Below are 18,775 nucleotides of genomic sequence, written 5' to 3' on the forward strand. Positions count from 1 at the left end.
CCGAAAGCAGCGATCTGAACGCCATTTTGGGCGAGGTGGTCGCGGCGGAGAGCGGTTATGAGCGGGTGATTGAAACCGCGCTGTCGCCGGGCGAGCTGATGATGAACGTACACCCGCTGTCGATTAAGCGGGCGGCGGTGAATATGGTGGTGAATGCGGCGCGTTACGGCAACGGTTGGATCAAAGTCAGCAGCGGCCGCGAGCTGCAGCGCGGCTGGTTCCAGGTCGAGGATGACGGCCCGGGCATCAAGCCGGAAGAGTTGAAGCACCTGTTGCAGCCGTTCGTACGCGGCGACAGCGCGCGCAGTACCAGCGGCACCGGTCTGGGGCTGGCGATCGTGCAGCGTATTATCGATGCGCACGACGGGGCGCTGGATATCGGCACCAGCGAACGCGGCGGGTTGTTGATCCGCGCGTATATCCCGCTGCCGATGGAGAAAAAAGAGTCGGCCAACGGCCATCAAACGGCCAGGGAAAACGCCTGACCCTCCTGGCGCGGGCTGCCTCGCTGCGGCCCCGTCAGGACTTCCTGCTCATCACGTAATATTCCGCCGCATCCTCATGCAACCGACGGCCGGTCGGCGCCTGCCACGGATCGATGAGCTCGATGCCGCAGTGGAGGAAGGCTTTGGTATTGCGGGTGGCCAGGACGGCACCGTAATGCAGGCAGGTGGCGGCGATTTGGGTATCCGGCATGCTCATCGCTTTACCCAGAAGCCGATTCCTTGCCGTCAATTCCGCGTATTGCATCGCGCACAGCCCATCAAACGGCAATATCTGCCCCTCGAACTTCAATTCAATCGCGTCCGCCAATTTGAGCTTGAGATCCCGCTGGCGCTTGCCGTCAGGCATGCAGGCGACGCCGCTGAACAGTTCGGCCAGGACAATGGCGCTCAGATAGAGCTTGTCATTGTCCTTTTCATTTAACCAGTTAATGACGTTGTAGTACGGACTGGGGCGCAGCGTTTCTGAAATGACGTTGGTGTCGAGAATAATCATGCGTTGTCATCTTCATCGTCAAAGGTGACGATGCGCGGTGGCACGGCGTCACGTGGTGGGATCTCCAGCTCGACGCCACCGAACTCGGCGAAGTGCTGATGCATCCAGGTACCCAATCCATAGCGTGGCGGCTTTTTCACCAGCGCCTGCTTCAGGATCATGCGCGCTTCCTCTTCCATGGAATGGCCGTTTTTCGCCGCTGAAATACGCAGCAGTTCTTTGATTTCGTCGTCCAGATTTCTGACGGTGATAGTAGCCATTGAAACCTCCTTTGCTATCAATGATTGCATTGACTTATTTTCTCGTCTCACTGGTTAAAAAGCAATCACGAAAAATGAAAAAAGGCGCGGGATCCGCGCCTTAGCTGAAGAGGTAATGCTACCGAATTACAGCTTCGGGCCGGCGCTGACCAGCGCGGCGCCTGCCGGCGTATCGGTGTATTTGTCGAAGTTGGTGATGAAACGCTCGGCCAGATCCTGCGCTTTTTCCTGCCACTGCTCGAGGCTGGCGTAGGTATTGCGCGGATCGAGGATCTCTGGATTCACGCCAGGCAGCGCGGTCGGCATCGCCAGATCGAAGATCGGCAGGGTTACGGTTTCCGCCTTGTCGATCTCACCGCTCAGGATGGCGTCGATGATGCCACGCGTGTCTTTGATTGAGATGCGCTTGCCGGTGCCGTTCCAGCCGGTGTTGACCAGGTAAGCCTGGGCGCCGGCGGCCTGCATGCGTTTCACCAGCACTTCGGCGTACTGCGTCGGGTGCAGCGACAGGAACGCGGCGCCGAAGCAGGCGGAGAAGGTTGGCGTCGGCTCGGTCACGCCGCGCTCGGTGCCGGCCAGCTTGGCGGTGAAGCCGGACAGGAAGTGGTACTGCGTCTGGTTGGCGGTCAGGCGCGATACCGGCGGCAGCACGCCGAAGGCGTCGGCGGTCAGGAAGATCACCTTGGTGGCGTGACCTGCCTTGGACACCGGTTTGACGATGTTCTGGATATGGTAGATCGGGTAAGAAACGCGGGTGTTCTCGGTTTTCGAACCATCGTTGAAGTCGATGGTGCCATCGGCCAGCACGGTGACGTTTTCCAGCAGCGCATCGCGCTTGATGGCGTGATAGATATCCGGCTCGGCTTCTTCAGACAGTTTGATGGTCTTGGCGTAGCAGCCGCCTTCGAAGTTGAACACGCCATCGTCGTCCCAGCCGTGTTCGTCATCGCCGATCAGTTGGCGTTTAGGATCGGTGGAGAGGGTGGTCTTGCCGGTACCGGACAGGCCGAAGAACACCGCTACGTCGCCTTTCTCGCCCACGTTGGCCGAGCAGTGCATCGAGGCGATGCCTTTCAGCGGCAGCAGGTAGTTCATCATCGAGAACATGCCTTTCTTCATTTCGCCGCCGTACCAGGTGCCGCCGATCAGCTGCATGCGCTCGGTCAGGTTGAAGGCGACGAAGTTCTCCGAGTTCAGGCCTTGCTGCTGCCAGTTCGGGTTGGTGCATTTGGCGCCGTTCATCACCACGAAGTCCGGTTCGAAGTCAGCCAGCTCTTCGTCGCTTGGGCGGATGAACATGTTTTTCACGAAGTGCGCCTGCCAGGCCACCTCGGTGATGAAGCGCACTTTCAGGCGCGAGTCGGCGTTGGCGCCGCAGAAGGTATCCACCACGAACAGGCGCTTGCCGGACAGTTGCTCAGTGACCAGGTGTTTCAGATCGGCCCATACTTCCGGGCTGAGGGGTTTGTTGTCGTTTTTGCCTTTGCCCTGATCGGCCCACCACACGGTATCGCGGGTGATGTCGTCGCGGACGATGTATTTGTCTTTCGGCGAACGACCGGTGAAGATGCCGGTATCGACGGAGACGGCACCCAGCTTGGTGACTACCCCACGCTCAAAACCTTCCAGAGATGGGTCTGTTTCTTCCTTAAACAGCAGTTCATAGCTCGGGTTGTGAACGATTTCGCTAACGTCGTGAATGCCGTAAGCGGCCAGATCCTGAGGGGTTATACCTTTAACGCGCATGTTACTACTCCTTGGTCACAGAATTTCTGGCGGCAATTGTAGGGATCTAACGGTGCGTAACCGCGATGGGTATCAAATATTTAACGTTTTAGGCGGTATTTCGTTACGATCTGAGAGATAGCACACGGAAAAAAGCAAACGTGCAAACGGCGGGCGTTGGCGGGCGCCGGGCGCGCCCGCCGGGAGGGTGTAACTTAGTGCAACTGGTCGCTTTCGCCGGTGTTACCCGCATACAACGCGGCAACATCAACCGGGTCAAAGACATAGTGGCTGCCGCAATAGTCGCAGTGCATGTCGATATTGCCGTCCTGCTCCAGCATGTCCGCCACTTCGTCGGTCGGCAGGGTCAGCAGCGCGTCGGCGCAACGCTGGCGTGAACAGGTGCAACGGAACTGTACGTCCTGCGGTTCGTACAGGGTGACTTCTTCCTGGTGGTACAGACGGTACAGCACCTCGTTGGCCGGCAGGCCGAACAGCTCTTCGCTTTTGACCGTGTTGGTCAGTTGCACCAGGTGATCGAAATCATCGAGGTTGCCGTCCTGCGCCGGCAGCACCTGCAGCAGCATACCGGCCGCCGCGGCGTTGCCTTCCGCTTCGCCGGTGCGGATGAACAGGCGGGTTGGCAGCTGCTCAGACTGGCGGAAGTAGGCTTCCAGGCATTCGGCCAGGGTTTCGCCTTCCAGGCCGACCACGCCCTGATAGCGCTCGCCTTCCGTCGGGGAAATGGTGATGACCATGACGCCGTTGCCGATCATCTGATGCAAGGTGCTGTCGTCGGCGATAGGCGCCTGGGTGCGCGCAACGCCGCGCATCTCCTGACGGTTGTTGCCGTTGATCACCGCCAGCTTCAGCGGGCCGTCGCCTTGCAGCTGAACGGTAATGTCGCCGTCGAACTTCAGGGTGGCGGTCAACAGACTGGTGGCGACCAGCAGCTCGCCCAGCAGTTTTTGTACCGGCGCCGGGTAGTCGTGGTTATTCAGGATCTGCTGATAGGTTTCGCTGACGGTAACCAGCTCGCCGCGCACCGCGTAGTTTTCAAACAGGTAACGGTGCAATTGGTCATGGTTGGACATAATCTTCTCTCATTGCGGTGAGGGGTTATTCCGGCTCACCAAATTTAAATTTCATCAGGTCGCGCCGCTCCTTTTTGTCCGGACGGCGGTCCGGATGCGGCATGGTCAACGCGTTCATCTTGCGCGCCAGCGCCATTTTTTCGCGGTTGGCGATGCTGGCTTCGGTTTCCTGATACATTTGCTGCGCCTCGTTGGCGCCGCGGCGTTGGCTGGTCAGCGCCAGCACGATCACCGTACGTTCTTCGTTGCCCTGCCGCAGCTTGAGCTCGGCGTTGAGTTCGACAATCTTGCTCGGCTTGCCGCGCTGGCCGTTGTAATGCACCTTGCCGCCGTCGATCATTTCGCGCGCCAGTGCGCGGGTCTTATAGAAGCGTGCGGCCCACAGCCACTTATCCAGTCGGACCGCGTCGTCGCGCGTCGCTTTTTCCTTCATGCTTCCCCCTTGGCCAGCGCCGGTATCAGCAGGCGATAGTCGCGCATCGACGGATGGCGCTGGAAGCTTTTCTCCGCCGTGCTGGAGTCCGGGTTTTGCACGCCCAGGCAGTAACGAATGCCGAAAGTGCGCGCCGCGTCCAGGATCGGCTCGCCGTCGTCGACAAACAGCGTGCGCTGCGGATTGAATCCGGTGTGCTGCTGCACCGCCTGCCACAGACGCTGATCTTCTTTCGGATAACCAAATGTGTGGGTGGAAAACAATAAATCAAGGTGCCGATCGAGACCGGTATGCTCGATTTTGACTGCCAGGCTGTGCGGATGGGCGTTGGTCAACAGAATGGTTTGCAGGCCGGCGTCGCGCAGCGCCCGTAAAAACGGCTCGGTGTCTTCGCGCAGCCGGGCGCGGCTGCCCACTTCGCTGGTCATGCGGTAGATGTCCAGATCCAACCGCTCGCTCCAATAATCGAAGCAGTACCAGTTCATGGTGTGCTGCACCGCCTGATATTCCCGCTGAATGATATCACGGGCTTCGTCGAACGGAATGGCGCGCCTCTCGCTCAGTGCCTGCGGCACCAGGCTGAGCCAAAAGTGGCTGTCGAACTCCAGATCCAGCAAGGTGCCGTCCATATCCAGCAGCACGGTATCGATCTGCGGCCAGTCAAACTCAGGGACCATAAAAACTCCACGGGCGGACCGACGGACGGTCCGCAGATGAGAATAATAGCGTTAGCGTAGCATAAGCAGATGACAGGGCGGAGGCCCCGGAGTCAGGATCAGGCCATCGGCCGCATCGACATCGGATTGAGCTGCGGGTTGAAGCAGCTATCGTAGTAGCGCTGAATATCGGCGACGCGGTGCTGGTTGATGCGCCGACGCTGCACCAGCCGCCAGGCGTTATAACCCAGGCTGACGACCACCGCCAGCAACAGCAGGCTGGTGCCGAGATAGCGCCACAGGGTGATCATGTCCGGTTCGCTGTGCAGCGCCACGTGGCGAGTGCCGTTGGCATCAACGCTGAGGCTGGTGATAACGCCCTGCGCCTGGAACGGGGTGTGCAGCAGCAGATTGGAAAGGCGTTGCAGCTCGTTCCACTGGTCGAGGGCGTTGTATTCGCTCTGCGGCGTCTGCGGCTGCGGGTGACTGACCAACTGACGGCCTTCGTCGCTGCTGATCAGGAAACCGCCCGGCGGCGGGCTGTTGAGCGCCGCGGCGGCCAGCCGCGTTTCATTGAAGATGAACGATGACGTGGCCACCTTGGTCAAACTGTCCAGCGATTCGGCGCTTACCGGGCGCAGCAGGACGTTGACGCCCTGCAGCGCACCAGACTTGGCGCGTTTCACCAGGCCGTTCCAGTTTTTGGCGTTACCCAGATTGACCAGCGCGTTTTTCAGCCGCACGCAGTCGCTTTCAGCCTGGCACAGATCCTGCGTTTTCAGCACGATATCGGAGAAGTCGTCCAACAGGATCATGCCGGATTTCTCGATGGCGCTGGCCAGTTGCGGGTTGACCTTCTGATCGGCGCCGCTTGGATGCAGCTGGCTGTTGACCGTAGCCAACAGGGCCGTCGCTTTGTCGATGACTTCCGATTCCGGCGGCGGCAGTGGAGCGGCGTTGTTCCAGTAGATGCCGGAGCAGTCGAACGGCGCAAAGTTGACGGCGCCGCCACCGTTGGCCGGCGGCGGCACATAGCACATGCCGCTGCCGCGCACCTTCAGCGTATCGCCGATGCGCAGCGGCGTGGCTTCCAGCGCTTGCACGCTGGTCACTTCCACTTTTTGCGCGCCTTGCAGCCAGGCCATGCTGAGGGTCAATGGCAGGTTGAGCGGGATATAGACCAGCAGCAGCAGCAGCACCAGCGCCGAACTGGCGACCAGCACCGCATTGCGCCCCCACTGCTGAAGCGGGAAATTCTTCACTTCGTCATGCAGCGAGAGGAAGCGCCCCTGGCGCACCACCTGCCGATTGAGGTAGACATCCACATCGGTGGTTTTGCCCAGGTCCTGCGTCAGGTAAGGCTGCCAATGCGGCGGATAGATCAGATCGATAATGCCGAGCGAAATATTGCTGATCTGCCCTTGGCCGGATTCACCGAACAGGCCCCAGCGCTTTGGCGTGCCGCGCAGGCAGTGGATCTCTTTCAGTTCGCGCGGCGCCGGGCGGCGGAACAGGTTCCAGCAGCCCCAGGCGATCATCAGCACCGCCACGAAGATCATCCAGGGGATCACCAGCACCGGGCTGATCAGGCTAAAGAACAGCAACAACAGCGCGGCGGAGATGATGACGGCTTCACGGATGCCGTTCGGCCGATTCAGCGCATGCTCTTCCGGCGTTTCTTTGCGAATGTTCACCAGCTCGACATGTTCGCTCTCCTCCTTGCGGATAGAGGCGTTTTTAGTCGGTGCGGCGGTCACTACCGGCGGCTGCGGCCGATCGTGGATATGATCTTTCAGCGAGTGTCCGTTGAGCGAAATCACCAGCGGCAACGTCTGGGTCCTGATCACTTCCACATGGTTGTCTGCGGTGATATAAGGTTCCCAAAACGGCGGCAGGTGCACCTCTTCGGCGTCGAGATAGTAGCGCCATTTATTGGGATCGTCGCTGGCCAGGCCGTAGCGGGTGATGGCGTGCGTCACGGGATACACGCTATCGCTTTGCGGCGTGAGCGCCAGTTTGGCGTTGGGCTGCATCGCGCTGCCGCCGGGCAACAGTTTGTTGCTCAGCTTGTTTTGCTGATTGAGATAGAACTCGACTGCGGCGCGCTCTTCGTCGGTCAGCTTGCGATGGGCGGGTTTGATAAACGGCAACGTGTGCGTCAGCGCCGACGGGTGGCGGGCCTTGAACCACAGATACAGGCCGGCGGCGATCAGGCAGACAAGCACTAAGGCCAATATCAACACTATTGTGCTCATGCAATCCCCATCTCACACCCGTGAATTTCGCCAACCTGATGAAAAGCTGAATATTATACGGAGTAAACCGCCAGGAGGCACCCAGAACTAATGAGGGAACAAACAGATTCTCGCTTTGGATCTCATTCCTTCATGACGCAAGGCCATTTTATCACTGATTCTTGCCTGCGTGATACTAGCAGCCGGCCTGTGCCGTCGATATCGGTATTATCCTATTTTCATGCGTGCTGTTTGCTGAATCAGTACGGAAAATCGCCCGCCGCTGGCTACGCTTGTTAAAAGAAAGTAAATTACTGTTCATGCTCGTTGCGGCGAAGCTTGCCCTTAACGCACAATGTGATCAAGATCGAATTTGGTCAGCGTTTGAGCGCCAACGAGCCGTGCGCTACGCCAATCATTATTTCGGTTGCCCCCGTCTGCGCCTGGGTAACCTCTTTGAGGCAATCATGGATAAACACCTGCAAAAACCTAAAATTCTGAAAGTGGAAACGGTCGCGCGTTCGCGTTTGTTTAACGTCGAGTCGGTCGATTTGGAATTCAGCAACGGTGTTCGGCGGGTGTATGAGCGTATGCGGCCTTCGGATCGCGAAGCGGTAATGATCGTGCCGGTGATTGGCGATGACCTGCTGCTGATCCGCGAGTATGCGGTGGGCACTGAATCCTATGAGCTGGGTTTCCCGAAAGGGTTGATCGATCCCGGTGAAGGGGTGCTGGAGGCGGCCAACCGCGAGCTGATGGAAGAGGTGGGATACGGGGCGAAGCGCTTTGACTTCCTCAGCAAGCTGACGATGGCGCCATCCTACTTTTCCAGCAAAATGAATATCGTGCTGGCGCACGATCTCTATCCGCAGAGCCTGGAAGGGGACGAGCCGGAGCCGCTGCCGCAGGTGCGCTGGCCGATCGCCAACATGATGGCGCTGCTGGCAGAACCGGATTTCCGCGAGGCGCGCAACGTCAGCGCGCTGTTCCTCTCCGAGGCATTTCTGCGCGCTTCGCGCTGAGACGCTGCGCGCCGCATAAAAAAAGGGCCAGATTTCTCTGGCCCTTTTCGATCAGAACAGCTCGTGGCTTTCGCCGCCCGGATCGGTCAACGTGGTGCCGGTATCGCGCGATGGGTAGTCCGTCGGCTGCGTTCCTTCGATGAAGTACTCGGAACGGCTGCCGCCGCCACCGCCGGAGAGCTTGCCGCTGCTCTTGTCGATGGTGACGCTGATGATGCCCGGCGGCGGCGTGACTTTCTGCTCAGGAATGCCTTCCAGCGCGGTCTTCATGAAGTCGTCCCACGCCGGCTGGGCGCTCTTGGCCCCGCCTTCACCGCCGGAAATCTGATCCGGGATGGCGCCGGACACCGTCGAACGGCCCAGGTCGCGGCGGTGATCGTCGAAGCCGATCCACACCGACGTCACGGTATCCGGACCATAACCGGAGAACCAGGCGTCTTTGGAGCTGTTGGTGGTGCCGGTTTTGCCGCCGATATCATGACGTTTCAGATCGCGCCCGGCGCGCCAGGCGGTGCCCATCCAACCCGGTTCACCGAAGATGTTGCTGTTCAGCGCATCGTGGATCAGGAACGCCAGCTGTGTGCTGATCACGTGCGGCGCATACTGTTGATCGCCGTCCTGCTGTACCTGAGCCGGGGTGACCTGCTCCAGCTGCGGCATCGGCACCGTGCTGTTGTTGCCTTCCTGCGAAGTGGCGACGTTTTCGATGTTGTCATCGGACAGTACCGCCGAGCGGCGAGTGTCACCGTAGATAACCGGCAGATTACAGCTGCTGCACACCACTTTTGGCTTGGCTTCGAACACCGTATTGCCGTTATCGTCTTCGATCTTGGTGATGAAGTACGGGTCGACCAGGTAACCGCCGTTCGCCAGCACCGCATAGCCGCGCACCAACTGCATCGGCGTGAAGGAGGCGGAACCCAGCGCCAGCGATTCGGTATGCACGATGTTCTGCGCCGGGAAGCCGAAGCGCTGCAGATATTCCGCCGCGTAGTCGACGCCCATCGCGCGCATCGCGCGCACCATCACCACGTTCTTCGATTGCCCCAGCCCCTGACGCAGGCGGATCGGGCCGTCGTAGGTCGGCGGCGAGTTTTTCGGCCGCCAGTCGGTGCCGGCGCCGGCATCCCAACGGGTGATCGGCAAATCGTTCAGGATGGTGGCCAGCGTCAGGCCTTTATCCATCGCGGCGGTGTACAGGAACGGTTTGATGTTCGAGCCGACCTGACGCAGGGCCTGCGTGACGCGGTTGAACTTGCTCTGGTTGAAGTCGAAGCCGCCGACCAGCGCTTTTACCGCGCCGTCGTTCGGGTTGATGGAGACCAGCGCCGAGTTGACGTCCGGCACCTGCGACAGCCACCAGGCTTCGTTCACTTTACGCACCCACACTTGCTGGCCGGCCTGCACCACGTCGGTGACGCGTTTCGGCGTTGGGCCCTGCTGCGTGTCTGAACGGTATGGCCGCGCCCAGCGCATGGTGGCCATCGGCAAGGCAATGCTGCTGCCGTCGGCCAGCATCGCCGTCGCTTCCTGCGGGTTGGCGGCGGTGATCACTGCCGGCGCCAGCGGGCCGTAGTTCGGCAGGTTTTTCAGCGAATCGATAATCTGTTTGCGATCCCAGGCCGCTTCGCCGACTTTCCACAGCACGTTGGACGGGCCGCGATAGCCGTGGCGCATGTCATAGGCCAGCACGTTGTTGCGCACCGACTCCTGCGCCGCCAGCTGCAGCCGCTTGGTGACGGTAGTGTAAACCTTGTAGCCGTCGGTATAGGCGTTTTCACCGTAGCGCTTGATCATCTCCTGGCGCACCATCTCGGAGAGATACGGTGCGGAGAAGCTGATTTCCGGCGCATGGTAGTTGGCGACCAAATCTTCACTACGAGCCTGATCGTACTGCGCCTGCGTGATGTAATGCTCGTCCAGCATGCGCGACAGCACCACATTGCGACGGGCAACGGCGCGATCGTGCGAATAGAGCGGGTTAAAGGTGGACGGCGCTTTCGGCAGACCGGCGATGGTCGCCATTTCGCTCAGGGTGAGCTGGCTGACGTCTTTGCCGAAATAGACCTGCGCGGCGGCGCCCACGCCGTAGGCGCGGTAACCCAGATAGATCTTGTTCAGATACAGCTCAAGGATTTCATCCTTGGTGAGCATCTGCTCGATGCGCACCGCCAGGAAGGCTTCCTTGATTTTACGCATCAGGGTGCGTTCCGGGCTTAAGAAGAAGTTACGCGCCAGCTGTTGGGTAATGGTACTGGCCCCCTGTGAAGCGTGGCCGGAGACCAACGCGATGGAGGCGGCACGGAAGATACCGACCGGATCCACGCCGTGGTGATCATAGAAGCGGCTGTCTTCGGTGGCGATAAACGCGTGCACCATTACCGGCGGAATTTGATCCAGTTTCAGCGGAATGCGGCGCTTCTCGCCGTACTGGGCGATCAGTTCGCCATCGGCGCTGTAGACCTGCATCGGTATCTGCAGCCGCACGTCTTTCAGCGTTGCAACGTCGGGCAGCTGCGGCTCGACATATTTGTACAAGCCGAAAATCGAGGCTGCTCCCAGCACGATGCAACATACTGCAAGGATTAGTAAATACTTTACGAACTTCACCTGAGATTTCCCATTTCTTAGTCATTTGGGCAGTTTATAAACAACCGCGCGGTAGTATAAAGGCAAGCCTGCGACATGGATATGTTCTTTTATCATCTGATGTTATGGAGGCTTGCGAAACATGTTCCCTCAAGCATGGCAGGTGGGGCTGGATATACAAATCGACTGCGTGCGGGCGATGGCGGTTCAGCGTCGCCGCAATGGCTGGCAGTTGCGTCACTGGTGGCAACAGGCGCTGCCGCAGGCGGTTTTACGCGACGGCTGCCTGGCACCTTCAGAATTCCTTACCCGTGCGCTGCGGCAATGGCGCGTTCAACTGCCGCGACATATTTCCTTACGCATTGCCCTGCCGGCGCAACGAGTGTTGCAGCAGCGCATGGCGCAGCCGGACGCGCGACTGCGCGAGCCGGAGCGCAGCGACTATATCTGCGGCCACGGTTTAAAACAGTTTCCGCTCGATGGCCAGACGCTGGCGCTCGATTATCGCGCCGCGCCGGCGGATGAGGCGGCGTTGTTGTTGACCGCCGCGCGGCGGCAGGAGCTGCAGCAGTGGCTGCATTGTCTGCGCCAGGCTGGTCTGCATCCGCAAGCGGTCGATATCACGCCCTGCGCGCTGCGAATGATGGCGACGGCGGCGGGCGTGCCGATCGCTGCGGGGCTGATGCACCGTCTCGAACGAGAATGGCTGTGGGTGGCGCCGGCCGACGGCGCGTTCGCCTTTGGCCTGGCGCCGGGCGACGATGGCGCGCAGGCGTTGCGGGCGCTGCAATCCCAGTCGCCGCCAGGCGACGATCGGCCGATCTATGCCGGCGGCGTGCTGGCGGGATCTCTGCCCGCCGGCTGTCTTTCCTGGTCACCGCTCAGCGCCTTCACGCAGCTGCGTCCGCCGTTGCCTGCGCATCCCCCGGCGTTCGCGTTGGCCGGCGGTCTGGCGCTGCGCGAGGAGGACCGCTGATGTATCAGGTCAACTTTCTGCCCTGGCGGCAACGCCGTGACCGACAGCGCGGCTATTTCTGGCTGTGCGTGTTGCTGTTGCAGGTTACGGTGCTGCTGTTGGCGGGATTCCTCGTCACCGGCCAGCAGCGCCATCAACAGGCGCAGCGGCAAGAGCGATTGGCGACGTTGGATGAAGAGCTGGCGGCATTGACGCTGCTCGCCCGTCAACAGCAACAAGAGCGGGCTCAGCAGGCACGGCACCGCGCCCTCGCCGAACGGCAGGCGAACAATGCCCAACATAACCGGCGTTATTTACAGCTGCTGCAACATTTGTCCTCCTGCGTTCCCCCTCCGCTGTGGCTCACGACGTTGGACAGCGATGCGGCGAACGGCCTGCGGCTGCATGGGCTGAGCGGTTCTCCTGCGGCCATCTCGCAGTTCGAACGGCGATTGGCGAAGATGCCCGCGCTGCCGCGGCTGCGTTTGGCGGAGGTGGTGCAGCGCGAAGACGGCCTGTTCTCCTTTCATCTGGCGGCGCCATGGGGGCGTGATGGATAGCCGTTTATCATCCGGGCTGCACTTCTGGCTGGGCCTGTCGGGTTGGCAGTTGCTGGCCGCGCAATGGTTGGGCATCGGCACGTTGGCGCTACTGGCCGGCGGCTGGATGCTGCAAGACGAATGGCGCCAGCGGGAAAACGCGACGGAAAGGCAACAACGCTTGCTGCAACAGATCGCCATGGTGCGGAGCCAACTGGACGAGGCGCCGCAGGCCGTTATCCCCGCAGCGCCAGTTCCTCCATTCCCAACCGGCGATCTGGCGAGCGCGCTGCAACGGGCGGGGGGCGACTTGCTGCGCTGGCAGCAGCAGGAAAAACCGCTGCGGCAAACGCTGAGCTTGCGCATTGACTACGCCGGTTTACTGACGTTGCTGGAGGCGCTACCGGCCAATTTGCGCCTTGTACAACTGCGCGTGGAGACCCCGCCGCAGGGCATGACGGCGCGGTTGGTGCTGCAGGATGCCTCCGAGGAGCGAGCCGATGAGCATGAGTAGAAGACTACTCGGCCTTGGGTGGTGGTTGCTATGGCCGTGGGCCTTATGCGCTGAATCGCGCGATCCGTTTGCGCCACCTTCGCAGCCTGCTTGTGCCCAGGCGGCGGCATCGCCGGCAGGTTGGCGGCTGAAGGGCGTCATCGGGCAACCAACGCAGCGCTATGGCTGGGTGGTGACGCCGGCGGGTCAATGGCTGCGCCTGCGGCCGCAGCAGCGGGTGCTCGCCGAACGCTGGCAGGTAACGCAGGTGCAGGCGCGCAGCCTGACGTTAACGGCGCTGGCAGCCGAACCGGATTGCCCGGCAGATCACGGCGACGTATCGCTGACGATGGACAACAAGGATGGCAAATCATGAAAGGACGCGCTGGACTGGGTATGGCGCTGTGGTCTCTGATGCTCGGCGCCGCGCAGGCGCAGGATAAACAGGTTATTTCGCTGGAGTTTCAAGACGCGCCGGTCACGGTCATCCTGCAGGCGCTGGCGGATTATCGGCAGATGAACCTGATCGCCGCGCCCGGTGTGAGCGGCAACCTGACGCTGCGGCTGGAGAATGTGCCCTGGCCGCAGGCACTGGCGCTGACCTTGCGCATGGGCAAACTGGCGATGACGCGTGAGGGCAACGTGATGCTTGTCTCCCCGGAGCCGGACGAGCAGCAAAAAAAACAGCAGCGAGAGGCGCAGGCGCAAAGGCAACCGCTGCACAGCCTGACGCTGACGTTGCAAAACGGCGATGCGGCGGAGATTGCCGAAAGCCTCAACGCCCAACGCGGCGCCTTGCTTAGCGAGCGTGGCAGCGTGCTGGCGGATAAGCGCACCAATACGCTGCTGTTGCGTGACACCACGCCGATGTTGGCACAGTTGAAAAAGCGCGTAACGGAAATGGACGCGCCGCTGGCGCAGGTGCAGCTGGCGGCGCATATCGTGACCATCAACAGCGAAAGCCTGCGTGAACTCGGCGTGCGCTGGGGATTGGCGCCCGACGACAGGCCGGCACAGCCGCTGCGGCCGGGCAATCTCGGCGTCAACCTGCCGCTGGAGCGCAGCGCGGTGAACGCCGGTTTCCACCTGGCGCGCATCAGCGGGCGCTTGCTGAGCCTCGAGTTGACGGCGCTGGAGCAGGAGAATCAGGTGGAGATCATCGCCAGCCCGCGCCTGCTGACGGCGCACCTGCAAACCGCCAGCATCAAGCAGGGCACGGAGATCCCTTACGAAGTCTCAAGCGGCGCCAGCGGCGCGACCGCGATCGAGTTCAAAGAGGCGGTGCTGGGCATGGAGGTGACGCCGAAGGTGTTGCCGGACGGGCGCATCACGCTGACGCTGCACATCAGCCAAAATATGCCGGGGCGCGCCATCAGCCGGGGGGCGGGCGAAGCGCTGACCATCGATAAACAGGAGATTAAGACGCAGATCACGGTGAAAAACGGCGAAACCCTGGTGCTCGGCGGCATTTTTCAACGGCATCAAGGCAATACGGCGGACAAGGTGCCGGGGTTGGGAGACGCGCCGCTGCTGGGGGGCTTGTTCCGACAGAGCGGCGCACAGCAGAAAAAACGCGAGCTGGTGATCTTCATTACGCCGACGTTGATTAAGGGATAAGCGGCTGCCTGTCGGCCGGACGGCAAATCTCCTAAAGTTGATGAGCAGATACACTTTTTTATCCCCTTGGGGGGATCTGCGTTTGACGCTGCGGCCGATTTAGCTTACAAGGGTTACCGAATTGAGCACCGAGGTTTTTTGTTAGCGCCAAGACGCCGTTAAAAACATATGGTTTCCCTCCCGCGGCGTGGATTGCGATTTATTCGGTTGCCAAACTACCAAGAGTGTTGAGATAATTTTTCGTCTGATCTCGCACTATCGCTCATGAGGTTTCAGTTTAGGTCCCGCCGCTGATTTGATTGGCGGGGCGGGTTAACATTAACGAATTGTCTTAGTAATACCGAAAAACATGGCAGAGAAACGCAATATCTTTCTGGTTGGGCCTATGGGTGCCGGCAAAAGCACTATTGGCCGTCAGTTAGCTCAGCAACTCAATATGGAGTTCTTCGACTCCGATCAAGAAATTGAGCGACGTACCGGAGCTGACGTGGGCTGGGTATTCGACGTGGAAGGGGAAGAAGGTTTCCGCGATCGTGAAGAAAAAGTCATTAATGAACTGACGGAAAAACAAGGGATTGTGTTGGCGACCGGCGGCGGTTCGGTGAAGTCGCGCGAAACGCGCAACCGTCTGTCTGCGCGCGGCGTGGTGGTCTATTTGGAAACCACGATCGAGAAGCAGCTGGCTCGCACCCAGCGTGATAAAAAACGCCCGCTGCTGCAGGTCGACTCTCCGCCGCGCGAGGTGTTGGAAGCGTTGGCGAAAGAGCGCAATCCGTTGTATGAAGAGATTGCTGATGTCACCATCCGCACCGACGATCAGAGCGCTAAAGTGGTTGCCAACCAGATCATCAACATGCTGGAAAGCAACTGATTGCCGATTTTCGCGTTCGCCGTCGGCTAATGCGGAAAACTGATTTGTGTTCCCCGCCGCTGCGGGGAGCAACCACCGCCGCACCATACAGAGAACTGAGCGCGACATGGAGAGAATTACTGTAACGCTTGGGGAGCGCAGCTACCCGATTACCATCGCCGCCGGATTGTTTAACGATCCGGCTTCTTTTATGCCGTTAAAGGCGGGTGAGCAAGCGATGTTGGTCACCAACCAGACCCTGGCGCCGCTCTATCTGGAGCGTGTCCGGCAGGTGCTGGAGCAGGGCGGCGTCGTGGTGGATCAGGTGATCCTTCCCGATGGTGAACAGTACAAATCTCTGGCGGTGTTGGAGCAGGTGTTTTCGGCGCTGCTCGAAAAACCGCACGGGCGCGACACCACGTTGATCGCGCTTGGTGGCGGCGTTGTCGGCGATCTGACCGGCTTTGCCGCCGCGTGCTATCAACGCGGCGTGCGCTTTATTCAGGTTCCCACCACGCTGCTGTCGCAGGTGGACTCCTCCGTGGGCGGCAAGACCGCCGTCAACCACCCGCTCGGCAAAAACATGATCGGCGCTTTCTATCAACCCGCTTCGGTGGTGGTTGATCTGGATTGCCTGAAGACATTGCCGGCGCGTGAACTCTCTTCCGGCCTGGCTGAAGTCATCAAATACGGGATCATCCTCGATCGCGAATTCTTCGTCTGGTTGGAAAACAATATCGATGCGCTGATGGCGCTGGATATGCAGGCGTTGGCCTACTGTATTCGCCGCTGCTGCGAACTGAAGGCTGAGGTCGTGGCCGCCGATGAACGCGAAAGCGGTCTGCGCGCCTTGCTGAATTTGGGCCATACTTACGGCCACGCCATCGAAGCCGAAATGGGCTACGGCGTATGGCTGCACGGCGAAGCGGTGGCTGCGGGCATGGTGATGGCGGCGGAAACCGCATATCGTCTCGGCCAGTTCTCCGTTGAAGACATCGAACGCGTCAAAGCGCTGCTGTTGCGCGCCGGCTTGCCGGTCTGCGGGCCGCAGGAAATGACGCCGGCATCCTATCTGCCGCACATGCTGCGCGACAAGAAAGTGCTGGCGGGTGAACTGCGTCTGGTGCTGCCGACCGCGATCGGCGCGGCGGAAGTGCGCGGCGGCATAGGGCATGAGCTGGTGTTGGCGTCGATCGCCGCCTGCCTGCCTGAGCAGAAGCGTAATTAAATCGGACTAAGTAACAGTGGCTTAGCCGCCATTTGCATCTATATTAATACAGTGAGCAGAGCACGACGGGTGTCGCTTTGCCATCATCGGGTTAATCTGCCCGTGCCACGGTAGGTCTACGGTGGTGGGCTTTTGCCTCTAGTTGGAGGGTTTCAGATGGACGAGTTTAAACCGGAAGACGATCTCAGACCTGATAGCAGCGATCGTCGTCCTACGCGTTCGCGCAAGCCGGCCGCTGCGCCGCGCTTCGCCGTTTCGCGCCAGCATTTGATGATTGGCATCGGCATTTTGGTGTTGCTGCTGCTGATTATCGGCATCGGTTCCGCCCTGAAGGCGCCGACCAAACATGAGGCGGCTCAGGAGAGCGGCGCGCAAAACGGCGCTGCCCGCGATATCAATCTGTCCGGTTCTTCGTCGCTGACCACCGCCAATAACGGCGTGCCGGGCGGCACGACAGATACCCACGACAACAGCGGCGTAAGCGCGACTCAGCCGCAGCAACCGCAGAACGTCAGCGTTCCGCCGATCTCTGGCACGCCGACCGAAGCGCAAACTCAGCCTCAGCAGGGCGGTGCGCAGCAGCGCGTCGACTTGCCGGGCAACATGGCGGATGCGCTGTCGCAGCAGCAGGGGCAGGTGGATGCCGCGACCCAGGGCATGACCGGCGCAGCGTCGACGTTGCCGACCGCACCGGCGACGGTGATGAGCGGCGCCGCGGCGCGCGAAGCGACACGTCCTGTGCAGGGCACCGCGCAGCAGCATAAAACGCCGGCGAAAACCGCCGTGACTAAACCGAACGCTACGCAGCATAAATCACCGACTACGGTGTATACGCCGCCGGCCAAGCCGTCTTCCACCGCGAAAGCGGAGGCGGTCAGCAGCAGCGGCAGTTCTCTGCAGTCTGCGCCGGGCAGCCACTATACCTTGCAGCTGAGCAGCGCTTCGCGCTCCGATACGCTGAACGCCTACGCCAAGCAACAGAAGCTGCAGAATTACCTGGTGTACGCCACTAAGCGCGACGGTAAGCCGTGGTACGTGCTGGTGAGCGGCAACTACGCGTCTTCTGCGGAAGCGAAGCGCGCCATCGCTTCGTTGCCGGCGGATGTGCAGGCGAAAAAACCATGGGTCCGACCTGTACACCAAGTGCAGCAAGATCTTAAAAAATAAATCATTTAAATTTGTGCGCTGATGTGCTGTCTGAAACAGAGTACAATCCGCCGCTCTGAATTGTATAAGTAGCTAATTGACGGCATGAAGAAAAACCGCGCTTTTTTAAAATGGGCTGGTGGAAAATACCCGCTGGTAGATGAGATTCGTCGCCATCTGCCGGCGGGAGACTGCTTAATCGAGCCCTTCGTGGGTGCGGGATCCGTCTTTCTGAATACGGATTACGACGCCTACATTCTCGCCGACATCAATAGCGATCTTATCAACCTGTATAACATCGTTAAGCTGCGCACGGATGACTTCGTGCGCGATGCCCGCACGCTTTTCGCCGATGAATTCAATAACTCGGATCAGTTTTACCTGCTGCGAGAAGAGTTCAATACTAGCACCGAGCCTTACCGCCGGGCGCTGCTGTTCCTGTATCTGAACCGTCACTGCTATAACGGCCTGTGCCGCTATAACCTGCGCGGCGAGTTCAACGTGCCGTTTGGCCGCTACAAGAAACCGTACTTCCCGGAAGAAGAGCTCTACTGGTTTGCCGAAAAATCGCGCAATGCCACTTTTGTCTGCGAGCATTACCGCGATACCATGGCGAAGGCCGTGGCCGGCGCCGTGGTGTATTGTGATCCGCCTTACGCGCCGCTGTCGGCGACGGCGAATTTCACCGCTTACCACACCAACAGCTTCAGCATCGCCGATCAGCAGAGCCTGGCGCATCTGGCGCACCAGCTCTCGGTAGAGAGCCAGGTGCCGGTATTGATCTCCAATCACGATACCGAGCTGACGCGCGACTGGTATCAGCATGCTGCGCTGTATGTGGTGAAAGCGCGCCGCACGATCAGCCGCAATATTCTCGGCCGCAGCAAAGTGAACGAGCTTTTGGCGCTGTATCGCTAAGCCGGGGCTCCCCGGCG

At 60.2% G+C, this 18,775-nt stretch carries 19 protein-coding genes; 11 read left to right on the plus strand and 8 right to left on the minus strand.

Annotation, left to right across the window (positions count from 1 at the left end; translation table 11 throughout):
* A partial coding sequence (locus tag AC6BYQ_RS18805; RefSeq protein WP_498057349.1) for an ATP-binding protein occupies positions 1–485 on the plus strand: 485 nt, incomplete at its 5' end.
* A gap of 34 nt (positions 486–519) precedes the next feature.
* Here the strand turns inward: AC6BYQ_RS18805 and AC6BYQ_RS18810 are convergent.
* The 7 genes from AC6BYQ_RS18810 to AC6BYQ_RS18840 form a co-directional block, all read right to left on the minus strand.
* On the minus strand, positions 520–999 hold the full coding sequence (locus AC6BYQ_RS18810) for a type II toxin-antitoxin system VapC family toxin (RefSeq protein ID WP_019455155.1): 480 nt from the start codon (positions 997–999) through the stop codon (positions 520–522).
* Positions 996–1,259, minus strand: coding sequence for a FitA-like ribbon-helix-helix domain-containing protein (locus tag AC6BYQ_RS18815; protein WP_004930730.1), 264 nt, complete (start codon positions 1,257–1,259; stop codon positions 996–998). Before AC6BYQ_RS18815 ends, AC6BYQ_RS18810 begins: the two co-directional genes overlap by 4 nt.
* Before the next feature lie 126 nt (positions 1,260–1,385).
* Positions 1,386–3,005: a phosphoenolpyruvate carboxykinase (ATP) gene (gene pckA / locus AC6BYQ_RS18820; RefSeq protein ID WP_025159902.1), complete on the minus strand. Its 1,620-nt coding sequence runs from the start codon at positions 3,003–3,005 to the stop codon at positions 1,386–1,388.
* A 194-nt stretch (positions 3,006–3,199) separates the two neighbouring features.
* Positions 3,200–4,078 (minus strand): Hsp33 family molecular chaperone HslO, encoded by an 879-nt coding sequence (hslO, locus tag AC6BYQ_RS18825; RefSeq protein WP_015379307.1) that lies wholly within the window; start codon positions 4,076–4,078, stop codon positions 3,200–3,202.
* Positions 4,079–4,103: 25 nt separating this feature from the next.
* Entirely contained in the window at positions 4,104–4,511 is a 408-nt protein-coding gene (hslR, locus tag AC6BYQ_RS18830) for a ribosome-associated heat shock protein Hsp15 (RefSeq protein ID WP_025304547.1), read from the minus strand.
* Complete coding sequence (gene yrfG / locus AC6BYQ_RS18835; protein ID WP_019456170.1) at positions 4,508–5,188, minus strand: GMP/IMP nucleotidase; 681 nt, start codon at positions 5,186–5,188, stop codon at positions 4,508–4,510. The genes hslR and yrfG overlap by 4 nt, the downstream gene beginning before the upstream one ends.
* A 98-nt stretch (positions 5,189–5,286) precedes the next feature.
* Positions 5,287–7,422 (minus strand): intracellular growth attenuator family protein, encoded by a 2,136-nt coding sequence (locus AC6BYQ_RS18840; RefSeq protein ID WP_498057350.1) that lies wholly within the window; start codon positions 7,420–7,422, stop codon positions 5,287–5,289.
* Between the two features lie 446 nt (positions 7,423–7,868).
* Between AC6BYQ_RS18840 and nudE the strand changes: the two genes are divergently transcribed.
* Positions 7,869–8,423 (plus strand): ADP compounds hydrolase NudE, encoded by a 555-nt coding sequence (nudE, locus tag AC6BYQ_RS18845; RefSeq protein WP_015379304.1) that lies wholly within the window; start codon positions 7,869–7,871, stop codon positions 8,421–8,423.
* Between the two features lie 51 nt (positions 8,424–8,474).
* Here the strand turns inward: nudE and mrcA are convergent, their stop codons facing one another.
* Positions 8,475–11,033 carry a peptidoglycan glycosyltransferase/peptidoglycan DD-transpeptidase MrcA gene (gene mrcA, locus AC6BYQ_RS18850; RefSeq protein WP_025159904.1) on the minus strand — a complete coding sequence of 853 codons (2,559 nt, stop codon included), beginning with the start codon at positions 11,031–11,033 and terminating at the stop codon, positions 8,475–8,477.
* Between the two features lie 121 nt (positions 11,034–11,154).
* Here mrcA and pilM point away from each other — a divergent pair, with 121 nt between their 5' ends.
* From pilM to dam, 9 genes are all read left to right on the plus strand, one after another.
* The gene (pilM, locus tag AC6BYQ_RS18855) at positions 11,155–11,988 is read left to right on the plus strand and encodes a type IV pilus biogenesis protein PilM (RefSeq protein WP_154747841.1); all 834 of its coding nucleotides are present in this window, start codon (positions 11,155–11,157) and stop codon (positions 11,986–11,988) included.
* On the plus strand, positions 11,988–12,527 hold the full coding sequence (locus tag AC6BYQ_RS18860; protein WP_498057351.1) for a PilN domain-containing protein: 540 nt from the start codon (positions 11,988–11,990) through the stop codon (positions 12,525–12,527). The genes pilM and AC6BYQ_RS18860 overlap by 1 nt, the downstream gene beginning before the upstream one ends.
* Entirely contained in the window at positions 12,520–13,020 is a 501-nt protein-coding gene (locus tag AC6BYQ_RS18865; RefSeq protein WP_498057352.1) for a hypothetical protein, read from the plus strand. Before AC6BYQ_RS18860 ends, AC6BYQ_RS18865 begins: the two co-directional genes overlap by 8 nt.
* On the plus strand, positions 13,013–13,375 hold the full coding sequence (locus AC6BYQ_RS18870; RefSeq protein WP_025159905.1) for a HofP DNA utilization family protein: 363 nt from the start codon (positions 13,013–13,015) through the stop codon (positions 13,373–13,375). The genes AC6BYQ_RS18865 and AC6BYQ_RS18870 overlap by 8 nt, the downstream gene beginning before the upstream one ends.
* Positions 13,372–14,616 carry a DNA uptake porin HofQ gene (gene hofQ, locus AC6BYQ_RS18875; RefSeq protein ID WP_498057353.1) on the plus strand — a complete coding sequence of 415 codons (1,245 nt, stop codon included), beginning with the start codon at positions 13,372–13,374 and terminating at the stop codon, positions 14,614–14,616. The genes AC6BYQ_RS18870 and hofQ overlap by 4 nt, the downstream gene beginning before the upstream one ends.
* A 349-nt stretch (positions 14,617–14,965) precedes the next feature.
* On the plus strand, positions 14,966–15,487 hold the full coding sequence (gene aroK, locus AC6BYQ_RS18880) for a shikimate kinase AroK (protein ID WP_004391482.1): 522 nt from the start codon (positions 14,966–14,968) through the stop codon (positions 15,485–15,487).
* Between the two features lie 106 nt (positions 15,488–15,593).
* A complete protein-coding gene (gene aroB, locus AC6BYQ_RS18885) occupies positions 15,594–16,694 on the plus strand; it encodes a 3-dehydroquinate synthase (protein WP_019456162.1) in 1,101 nt (366 codons plus the stop codon).
* A 156-nt stretch (positions 16,695–16,850) separates the two neighbouring features.
* Positions 16,851–17,861: an SPOR domain-containing protein gene (locus AC6BYQ_RS18890; protein ID WP_154747835.1), complete on the plus strand. Its 1,011-nt coding sequence runs from the start codon at positions 16,851–16,853 to the stop codon at positions 17,859–17,861.
* Between the two features lie 84 nt (positions 17,862–17,945).
* Entirely contained in the window at positions 17,946–18,758 is an 813-nt protein-coding gene (gene dam, locus AC6BYQ_RS18895; RefSeq protein ID WP_004930319.1) for an adenine-specific DNA-methyltransferase, read from the plus strand.
* The last annotated feature ends 17 nt before the right edge of the window (positions 18,759–18,775 follow it).

Source organism: Serratia sp. LTN-2 (assembly GCF_059740205.1).